A 9,402-nucleotide genomic window follows, 5' to 3' on the forward strand; every position below is an offset into this window, starting at 1 on the left:
GCAACCCTTTCTAGGGTGTAACCGCAGATAAAGCTATAACGATAAAGCCCCCCTAGTTTAGGGTTTACCTACATAAGGAACGTGAAACATGTTTAAGGTATTTAAACCAACACTGGCAGCTTCAATTCTTGCCGCAACTTTCTCTTTCAGCACCATGGCCGCTGATGTGGAAAAAATCCATTTCCTCATCCCTGGTGGTGCTGGTGGCGGCTGGGATATGACTGCACGTGGTACTGGTGACGTATTGGTTAAATCCGATATCGTAGATAACGTCTCCTTCCAGAACTTATCTGGTGGTGGTGGCGGTAAAGCGATCGCTCACCTAATCGAAACAGCAGACCGTCAAGAAGATACTTTGATGGTGAACTCGACTCCAATCGTCGTTCGCTCTCTAACTGGCGTATTCCCACAGTCATTCCGTGACTTAACTCCAGTTGCTGCAACAATTGCCGATTACGGTGCAATCGTGACGTCTCCTGATTCTCCATACAACTCTTGGGAAGACGTAGTTAAAGCCTTTGAAGAAAACCCGCGTAAAGTGAAAATCGCCGGTGGCTCTGCGCGCGGCAGCATGGACCACCTTGTTGTAGCGGCTGCGTTTAAAGGCGAAGGCTATGACGCTAAGAAAGTTCGTTACATTGCCTATGATGCAGGTGGTAAAGCAATGGCTGCCCTACTCTCTGGCGAAACTCAGTTGCTCTCTACTGGTCTAGGCGAAGTGCTTGAAATGTCTAAGTCTGGCCAAGTTAAAATCCTTGCCGTCACTGCACCTAAGCGTCTTGATGCCGCACCAAACGTTCCTACGTTGGTGGAATACGGTAACCAAACGATTTTCGCTAACTGGCGTGGTTTCTTCGCAGCCCCAGGTGCTAGCGAAGAGAAAGTGGCTGAGTGGAATGCAGCGTTGACCAAGATGTACAGCACCGACGAATGGCAAGTTGTTCGTGACCGCAATGGCTGGATTGACAACTACAAAGCTGACAAAGACTTCTACGCCTTCTTAGAAGATCAAGAAAAGCAGATGGGTGACCTGATGCGCGAACTAGGTTTTCTAAAATAATAACGATATCAGGGCCGGATATCCGGCCCTCCCTTTATTCGCTGTGTACTGGATATGTTCAATATCTCCTTTGTTTATACGCAATAAGCAAGTAAGTCGGTTTGACTAGCAGCAATCCACTTACACTGGGTTAATGGCCTCCTGATAAGAAATTTTTCATTAGCTCCCAGTACACGGCTTTTTTCTTTTCTGAAACCACAAATGGAGTTGGATATGTCGGATTTGCCAACCAAATTTATGAGCAAGAAAAACCTTTTGTGTCGCGACCGAGTTGGCGCACTGATTTTTCTTATCGTGTGTCTCTGCTACGGATATCAGACCACACTGATCCCTATGTTTCCCGGTGACGAATACGAACCTTTTACTGCGAAAACCCTACCTACGTTGCTCACGTTTGTCGGTATCGCACTCTCATTAATGCTTCTTGTCACGGGTAAACCTGATGATGAACAGGTTGTCACTAGCGATTTTGATTGGCGACTGCTGGGCTCTTTTTTGGTTCTTATGGCGCTTTACGGGTTTGGCCTTACCTATATTGGCTTTGTTCTGGCGACTAGCCTGTTTTTGCTCGCCGGCTTCTATTTGCTGGGAGAACGAAGAAAAAGCGTACTGTTTGGTGCCTCTTTTCCGTTCGTTATCGCGTTCTATCTGCTGTTGACTCAAGGTTTAGATATCTACCTTGAACCAGGTCTTTTATACATCGTCTTGTCGTCATAACTGAAGGAAGTAATTATGTTAGATGGAATTTTACAAGGTCTATCGACCGCAGTTATGCCGATGAACATTATGATGGTCATTGTTGGCTGTTTTGTCGGTACTTTTATTGGCATGTTACCGGGACTTGGACCAATTTCTGCTATCGCTTTGATGATCCCGATTACATACGGGCTGGAACCCTCTTCCGGTCTTATATTGATGGCGGGTGTTTATTACGGCGCGGTATTCGGCGGTTCGACTTCATCGATCCTGATTAACGCTCCTGGTTGTTCGTCTACTGTTGTCACCGCTTTCGATGGCTACCCAATGGCTCAAAAAGGCATGGCGGGTAAAGCGTTAGCTCTAGCGGCCTATTCATCGTTTACCGGTGGTACGCTATCAGCCATTATGCTGTTGATCGCCGCTCCAGCTTTGGCTAGTGTTTCATTGAGCTTCCAATCGTCTGACTACTTTGCCCTTATGCTACTTGGCCTCTCTGCCGTCGCTGCTTTTGCGGGTAAGGGACAAGTACTAAAAGCGTGGATGATGACGGTGTTTGGCTGATGCTTTCAACTGTCGGGATCGATAAAGGCGTTGGCGTAGAGCGATTTACTTTTGGCCTCACTGATCTGATGGACGGTTTTAGTTTCCTACTACTCGCAATGGCTACCTTTGCTCTTGGTGAAACGTTAATGGGCATCCTCAAACCTGAAAAGGATACCAGTGCCGAAGAGCAGAAGAAAATGAGCGATATTGGTAGTATGAAAGTGACCAAAGAAGAAGTGAAAGAAGTGGCTCCCGTTTCAATCCGCTCTTCTATTCTCGGTTTCTTTACTGGTGTGCTACCGGGCGCTGGTGCAACCATCGCCGCCTTTTTGAGCTACGGAATGGAACGAAATCTCGCGCCTAAAGAGAAAAAAGAGGAGTTTGGCAAAGGGAGTATTCGCGGTTTAGTCGCTCCTGAATCAGCAAACAATGCGGCCTCAAGTGGTTCATTTGTGCCACTACTCACTTTGGGTATCCCCGGCTCTGGCACCACCGCAATTATGCTCGGCGCTTTGATCGCATATGGCATTCAGCCTGGCCCGCGACTATTTGTCGATAACCCAGACGTATTTTGGTCGGTAATCATCTCTATGTACTTTGGTAATATCGTACTGGTGATCTTGAATCTACCACTGATACCCTATATTTCTAAGCTGCTTGCCGTGCCCAGAACCGTGCTACTTCCAATGATTCTGTTTTTCTCAATCACTGGCGTATATCTGGTCTCATTTAACACCATGGACGTGTTTATCATGCTGTTGATTGCGATGGCTGCAATTGCCCTTCGGCTGGCTAACTTCCCACTTGCACCGCTTCTGCTTGGATTTATCCTCGGTGGGTTGATGGAAGAAAACCTACGTCGAGCACTAATGATTAGTGATGGTGAACTCAGCTTCCTATACGAACGACCAATTACTCTCGTCTTTACAGTACTCGCCGCGTTGATATTGCTAAGTCCTGTACTGGTCAAAGTGGTGAGCAAATTAAGATCAAACCCAGAAAAAGTCGAACAGTAAGATCGATTCAACAAAGGAGCTCTTAAGAGCTCTTTTTTTTGCCACTAGTCAGAACTCGCTAGTTTGGCATTTCCTGTCACAGTACCTAACTTGCGATTCATTGCAAAGCCCGCAAACAGAATCATTATCATACCGATGGCCTGAACCCAAGTCAGTTCACTGTCGTATATCAGATAATCGGCCAACACCGCGACTAAAGGATATACATAGGCAAGTACCGAGATCAGAGGAGTCGAGAGCTTTTGTATACCGCTATAGAGAAATAAGTACATGATACAGGTGTGAATTAGGCCAAGACCCAACAGCCAAAACCAGTGGTGCCCTGCGACCGGAACATCAGGTATCGAAGTCATAGGAAACAAGATCACCACCCCCGTCAAAAGCTGGACAATAATCGTCGTTAATGTCAGTTCATCCTCTATTTTTTTTATCAAAAGTACCGTTACAGCATAAAATAGCGCTGCTAGCGTGGCATAAAACACACCCTGAATAAATGAATGGCTAATGGTTCCACTGGGATTAATAATTAACAGTAGCCCCGCAAACGCGCATCCGACCCAAGCGTATTTATAGCCCTCTATTTTTTCCTTTAAAAACCAGCTTGCTAAAAACATCAAGATAAAAGGTTGGGTGTTATAGGCGACGGTCGAAATCCCTATTCCCGCATATTGATAGGACTCAAATAGAAAACACCAATTCACTACTAATGTAACTCCACTGACTATCATTGTTACCCAACTTCTTTTTGAAATTGACCTAAAACGTAAGCGCGCAGTGATCCAAGAATAAAGCAACAAAAAGATTAACCCGAATAAACAACGAAAAAAGACAACGTTGATAATCAGTTGCTGTGACTCTTTGACAAATATGCCTATCGTCCCAGACATAGCCATTGCCAGTGAAAACTCAATTATTCCAATTTGCCGAGTGGTTAATTTCATAGTGGTATCTCCATTTTCAGGAGCAGACTAACAACTGCGCTAGGAAAGCAATATTTCGGATTTCTTAACCCACTTAAGCTCTGGTTATCTCATCAACTTTTGGCGGCCAAGGTTTACTCTTTTTCACTATTCACATATTTTATTAATTAAACCTTCGACCTAAAAATACTTATGTATCATCAAGTTCCACCAATGAATGCCATGGTAGCGTTCGACGCTGTTGTAAAAACCGGTTCCGTTTCTGCTGCAGCGCAAATGCTTAATATTTCATCTCCAGCCGTTAGCCAACGCATAAAATCATTGGAAGCTTGGTTTTCTTGTCCACTGTTTTCTCGCAAACACGGAAAACTGGTTTTAACTGAACAAGGCAAAACACTCGCTGATTCAAGTAGTAAAGCTTTTGACCAACTCTTCAGTACCAGTCGAAAAATGAAAGAGAAGGTCTCCAGCGATGATATAACCATCAGTGTTCTCCCCTCTTTCGCTTACCTGTGCTTAATGGACAAACTCAATGCCTTTTTAACGGCTTACCCTCACATTAACGTGCACATTGAGACCACAACACGCCGTTCAGATTTTCGCTCTCAGCACATCGATTTATCAATTCGTTACAGTTTTCGCGAAGAGCCTGAAGGATTAAAAATGACCAAGTTTGCCGAAGAAGTGGTTTTCCCCTGTGCAAGCCCTGATTTGATTGAAAGGTTGGGAACTGTTGATATACAAGAGCTGATCGCTGGCTCAGCGCTTATAATGGATTCATGTCCAGAGATGCTTAATGTAAAACCCGGTTGGCCTCAATGGTTTTCCGCCTTTATCCCTGAAGCTTCAATCGAAGGAATGCGAAAGGTGAGCTTCCATCACAGCCACTTTGAAATTGACAGCGCCATTAAAGGACAAGGAGTCGTTTTAGCCAGAAGTAGACTCGCGCGACAAGCAATAGAATCAGGTCAACTTATACGACTAAGCGACGATCATCTGCCCATATCCGCCAGTTACTATCTTGTAGAACGCAAAGGTGTACCCCTTAAACCCAATGCCAGAGAGTTTGCAAAGTGGTTTTTAGACACGTTTTCTGAGTACGATTAATCCCGCTGTTTCATAAATACGTGAAGCATAAATAAGATATTGATTGATAAACACATTAATGATTTATTTTGTCACAAAGTGTCACATAACAACCGTCAAACGGTACAAAAATAGAGTCCACTATCTTCTAACATTAATTGATGGCATAGGAACGCGTTAACCCCTGTGCAATGTTAGTTTTGAACAAGGGCTACCAAAATGTATTACTGGAACACTCATCAATTAGCTCGGGATATTAAGAGCAATCGTGTTTCCGCACCGGAATGGAAACACTACTTTATCGGCGTGACACTGTTAGGGACTGTCACTTGGTACGTCAGTTTCATTTCGACCAACACATCAACCCTTGGCGTTTTATACGAACTTGCCATTAGCATCATCATATTTTTATGGGGTATACAAAAAACCTACCTAACAAACTTAGGAGACGACGGTTTTGATTACGTTTGTCGCATGATTGCATTGGCTTTTCCTTTGTATTTCAAGGCAATGGTCTACTTAGCCATTTTTATAACGTCAATTGAGTTTACCGTTGGAGTTATGTCCTTTTCTTCCCACACCATAGAATGGCTATACACTACAATAGCCCTATCGATCCAAGCGATGATATTCATTCGAATTGACTACCATTTGGCCTTTATTAATAATCCATAAGAATTACTTACATATTATGCAAAAATAGTTACTAACTCGTTTTTTAGTACAACTCACTGTAAAATCAACACCTTAGAATACACAATTAATGAGACTAGCACGTCATTTCCACCTCATTTAATTAACATTTACATTTCTTCACTTATACTGGAGCTCACTAACCCTTATGTTGTTGAACCATGAAGGATTATGACTCTAAAACTATAGCGTCACATTCGACGTTGACCTTGATTGCCATTCTCGTGGTTCCTATTGTTATTGTTTTGGCTGCATCCGTTTATTATGCGTGTCAAGGAATAAAACAAAATCTAGCGACCTATGCTCAGAGTTATGTGGTTCGACTAGACGAAATGATTTTCGAATTACATCGAGAAAATTTAGGTGTTTTAAAAGGCGAACAAGGTTGTGGCCGACTCGAGCAAGAACAACTGTTTGAGAGCCAGTTTAGAGAACTCATTTTAGCCCAAAACCAAATCGCCATTTGTTCGTCCCGCCGTGGACAAATTTCTTATGACCTATCTTCCCTTGTTGAAAACCACACGGGTTCGCGCACTACCCTTCTTTACGATATTAATAACGATCCGCAGCAGCGTACCCTGATCGTTATGAATGGTAAAAGCGGTAAGACAGACACTCATGTTTTAGCCATTGTAGACAAAGGTTACCTTATCGATCGACTGGGCCTATTTTCCAATAGCAAACTAAAAGCAGTCACGGTTCAATTTGGCGACAAAGTATATCCTGTTGAAAATAGTATGCAGCCAGATACCCTGTACTACATACAAACGTCTAAGCATTACGGTTATCAACTGCTCGTACAAGCCAGCAGTGAGTACATTAAATCTCATACTATCTATACCGCTCTAACTAGCTTGCCGTTTTCTATCTTTGTATCGGTAATGATTTTGCTTTCTGGTAAATTTTTAAAACATCGGGACAGCCTAGCCGACGACTTGAAAAAAGGAATAGGAAGAGGCGAACTATTTTTAGTTTACCAACCATCATTCACGGAGACACGCGACAGATAGCAGGGATAGAAGCCCTTGTTCGTTGGCAACATCCAAAGCTTGGGCTGATCAGCCCGCCGTGTTTATTCCCATTGCGGAACGAGAGCAACTGATCAATACACTTACCGACTATGTGCTTAGCAGAGTACTAAAAGACTTGGCTTTGCAAGCCCGTGATGAACCCATTCACGTTGCGGTAAATATTCCGCCGTCATATTTACATGAAGCTGAAAACCGCGACAATCTACTGCATTATCGCAATCAGTTGAAGAACTTCGGCTACTTGCTCAGTGTTGAGCTTACGGAAAGACAGATCATTGATAACACCGCGCGAAGCACCTTAGAGCAGTTAAGGTTAGAAGAACTGCTTATCGCTATCGACGACTTCGGGACTGGGCACACTTCCCTTTCGGTGATTCAAGACACCCAGTTTGACTACCTTAAAATAGACAAATGTTTTATCGATAGTATTGGCCTAGATACCGTTAACGCACCAGTGTTGAATACGATCGTAGATCTGGGCCACCGATTGGGGGTTCACATTGTTGCAGAAGGTGTGGAAACAGAGCAACAAGCCGACTATTTAACCGAAATCGGCGTAAGCCACCTGCAAGGCTTCTACTTCGCCAAACCTATGAAAGCACAAGCATTGCGCCATTTTGAAATTATAAATACCGAGCAAAATCCTATTCCAATATTAGCGACTTAAATAAGAAGCAGCTATCTGTAATAACTTTAATTACGTTAATAATAACGGTGACCTAAATTTAATTATTAGTGAAGGAAATACAATAAAGTATATATCTTCTATCTATCATGCTCGCACCCGTTAAATTTTGTATCTAACCCCTACATAGAAAGTAGAGAAATCTGTTGATACATCGTCTATTGAAGACATCATATATCTGTAACCTACACTACCTATGAAGTTATTGGCTTCATAACCCAATTCAACACCTAAACTTGTACCCAGACCGCTCTCTTCACCAGACACGCTCTCATAACTGCTCTCTAAAGACGCCCCTAACTGATAATTACCTAGCCCCAATAACCCACCGACAAACCACCCGCTTCCATTCGGGAGATAACGAGGCTTCAGGTTCAAAGAATAAGAAGACGCATCAATAGTAGCGTTGACATAGTAATATTCTGAGCCATTTCCACCGCTAGCATCACCCATATCAAAGTATTCGGCATCAATGTCTATTTTTGATTTATCTGACACTGAGAATGTATAACCCCCATTAAACGAATAGCCAACACCAAGATCAAGCGATGCTCCCAAAGCTTTTAGCTTTGGAAAACCGCCATGATATGCCCCTCCAACATACCAGTTCCCTTCATTGCGTTGCTCATTATCATCTGCATAGCAAGTCATGGAGAATATCGACAATAAAAAGAAACAAATTATTGATTTCATATAAACCTCCGTTAGTTATCCATATTTATCCATCTTTTAATTTTTTATTTAATGGAGATCTTAAACATCAAAAGAACAACCTAATTGAATAATTTGGCGTAATGAACAATAAAGCTCTAGAAGAAAATCAAATTCCATGTTGTAAACACCCTCGTGCCCCTATATTGTTTTACAATTCGCTCCAGCTTTACCAATCACGCCCGCAATAAAGCCTTGTCGGAATGAACCACCGCGAAGCTCGCTATCGTCATCGCTTGTATCCTAACTGCTCCAACCTCATGAGTGCCTTGTATGTAAGAACAATGCTCGGAAGTATTATGAGTGCCATAACCAGAGGTATAGGTAAGATAAAGCAAAGCACTGTTGACGTTACCAATAGCAAGCCAGCACGCTTTTGATACCAAGGGTCTTTGCGGATGAGGAAGCGCATCGAGTGACTTGCTAAACCCCAAAGCATCCCTATCGCCATGATTAAAGCTACTGGTTCACCTGTTTCGAAAAAAGCGATAACAAATGGACATGCCAAAAACGGAACTGAATGTGTCACCATTTTAGGTTCGTAGATAATATGCATCGCTAATCATCCAAACCGTTGTTTATCGCTTCATAAAACATAAAGCTCGACACTGAACCATAAGCATCGACCCCAACCCTCACTGGATATTTAAGTTTAAGTGGTAAAGCCTCAACAGCATGCTCGCCGATTGTATATACCCCTAGACTATGGATAGATTTTGCAGCTGAAGTCTCATCGAAACTATCTTCATCAAAAGCATCAATGCCTACTGAAACTGCTGATAATGCTATAGAACCTACACCCAAGGCTCCAGCACAAGGTAGATTTCCATGCAGCAAGCACCCTGTAGCTCCTAAATCGGCCGCTGTTGAAAGTGAAGAGGTCACCTCCTTCCAATCTGTCGGTGGTCTAGCAGCATGTCGACGGTTCATCTCTTCTGCCCGAGCAGTATCGTTATAC

At 43.2% G+C, this 9,402-nt stretch carries 10 protein-coding genes and 1 pseudogene; 7 read left to right on the forward strand and 4 right to left on the reverse strand.

Translation table 11 applies throughout. The features are described from left to right. Positions 1 to 88: 88 nt before the first annotated feature. The 3 genes and pseudogenes from BLO31_RS18110 to BLO31_RS18120 all read left to right on the forward strand — a co-directional run bounded on the left by BLO31_RS18110 (position 89) and on the right by BLO31_RS18120 (position 3,318). Positions 89 to 1,060 (forward strand): tripartite tricarboxylate transporter substrate binding protein, encoded by a 972-nt coding sequence (locus tag BLO31_RS18110; RefSeq protein WP_070970059.1) that lies wholly within the window; start codon positions 89 to 91, stop codon positions 1,058 to 1,060. Between the two features lie 213 nt (positions 1,061 to 1,273). Continuing rightward, positions 1,274 to 1,777 carry a tripartite tricarboxylate transporter TctB family protein gene (locus tag BLO31_RS18115; RefSeq protein WP_070970063.1) on the forward strand — a complete coding sequence of 168 codons (504 nt, stop codon included), beginning with the start codon at positions 1,274 to 1,276 and terminating at the stop codon, positions 1,775 to 1,777. Positions 1,778 to 1,792: 15 nt separating this feature from the next. Continuing rightward, a pseudogene (locus BLO31_RS18120) lies at positions 1,793 to 3,318 on the forward strand (tripartite tricarboxylate transporter permease). A 44-nt stretch (positions 3,319 to 3,362) separates the two neighbouring features. On the opposite strand, the gene BLO31_RS18125 reads toward BLO31_RS18120, so the two are convergent. Then, positions 3,363 to 4,259: a DMT family transporter gene (locus tag BLO31_RS18125; RefSeq protein ID WP_070970066.1), complete on the reverse strand. Its 897-nt coding sequence runs from the start codon at positions 4,257 to 4,259 to the stop codon at positions 3,363 to 3,365. A 171-nt stretch (positions 4,260 to 4,430) separates the two neighbouring features. Between BLO31_RS18125 and BLO31_RS18130 the strand changes: the two genes are divergently transcribed. From BLO31_RS18130 to BLO31_RS18145, 4 genes are all read left to right on the forward strand, one after another. After that, a complete protein-coding gene (locus BLO31_RS18130; protein WP_070970069.1) occupies positions 4,431 to 5,345 on the forward strand; it encodes a LysR family transcriptional regulator in 915 nt (304 codons plus the stop codon). A gap of 198 nt (positions 5,346 to 5,543) precedes the next feature. Next, positions 5,544 to 5,999 (forward strand): hypothetical protein, encoded by a 456-nt coding sequence (locus BLO31_RS18135; protein ID WP_070970072.1) that lies wholly within the window; start codon positions 5,544 to 5,546, stop codon positions 5,997 to 5,999. 179 nt (positions 6,000 to 6,178) lie between these two features. Further along, the gene (locus BLO31_RS18140) at positions 6,179 to 7,027 is read left to right on the forward strand and encodes a CSS-motif domain-containing protein (protein WP_070970075.1); all 849 of its coding nucleotides are present in this window, start codon (positions 6,179 to 6,181) and stop codon (positions 7,025 to 7,027) included. Between the two features lie 22 nt (positions 7,028 to 7,049). Further along, entirely contained in the window at positions 7,050 to 7,715 is a 666-nt protein-coding gene (locus BLO31_RS18145; RefSeq protein ID WP_070970080.1) for an EAL domain-containing protein, read from the forward strand. Between the two features lie 120 nt (positions 7,716 to 7,835). On the opposite strand, the gene BLO31_RS18150 is transcribed toward BLO31_RS18145, so the two are convergent. The 3 genes from BLO31_RS18150 to BLO31_RS18160 all read right to left on the reverse strand — a co-directional run. Next, positions 7,836 to 8,426 carry a porin family protein gene (locus tag BLO31_RS18150; protein ID WP_070970082.1) on the reverse strand — a complete coding sequence of 197 codons (591 nt, stop codon included), beginning with the start codon at positions 8,424 to 8,426 and terminating at the stop codon, positions 7,836 to 7,838. A 247-nt stretch (positions 8,427 to 8,673) separates the two neighbouring features. Next, positions 8,674 to 9,000 carry a hypothetical protein gene (locus tag BLO31_RS18155; RefSeq protein ID WP_070970084.1) on the reverse strand — a complete coding sequence of 109 codons (327 nt, stop codon included), beginning with the start codon at positions 8,998 to 9,000 and terminating at the stop codon, positions 8,674 to 8,676. Between the two features lie 2 nt (positions 9,001 to 9,002). After that, on the reverse strand, positions 9,003 to 9,402 hold a 400-nt coding region (locus BLO31_RS18160), incomplete at its 5' end, for a hypothetical protein (protein WP_217495136.1).

This window comes from Vibrio sonorensis (assembly GCF_001854765.1).
Classification (GTDB): domain Bacteria; phylum Pseudomonadota; class Gammaproteobacteria; order Enterobacterales; family Vibrionaceae; genus Vibrio; species Vibrio sonorensis.

Coding starts and splice junctions, on each gene's coding strand:
- BLO31_RS18110 (WP_070970059.1), top strand. CDS start 89: ATGTTTAAGGTATTTAAACCAACACTGGCAGCTTCAATTCTTGCCGCA.
- BLO31_RS18115 (WP_070970063.1), top strand. CDS start 1,274: ATGTCGGATTTGCCAACCAAATTTATGAGCAAGAAAAACCTTTTGTGT.
- BLO31_RS18125 (WP_070970066.1), bottom strand. CDS start 4,259: ATGAAATTAACCACTCGGCAAATTGGAATAATTGAGTTTTCACTGGCA.
- BLO31_RS18130 (WP_070970069.1), top strand. CDS start 4,431: ATGTATCATCAAGTTCCACCAATGAATGCCATGGTAGCGTTCGACGCT.
- BLO31_RS18135 (WP_070970072.1), top strand. CDS start 5,544: ATGTATTACTGGAACACTCATCAATTAGCTCGGGATATTAAGAGCAAT.
- BLO31_RS18140 (WP_070970075.1), top strand. CDS start 6,179: ATGAAGGATTATGACTCTAAAACTATAGCGTCACATTCGACGTTGACC.
- BLO31_RS18150 (WP_070970082.1), bottom strand. CDS start 8,426: ATGAAATCAATAATTTGTTTCTTTTTATTGTCGATATTCTCCATGACT.
- BLO31_RS18155 (WP_070970084.1), bottom strand. CDS start 9,000: ATGCATATTATCTACGAACCTAAAATGGTGACACATTCAGTTCCGTTT.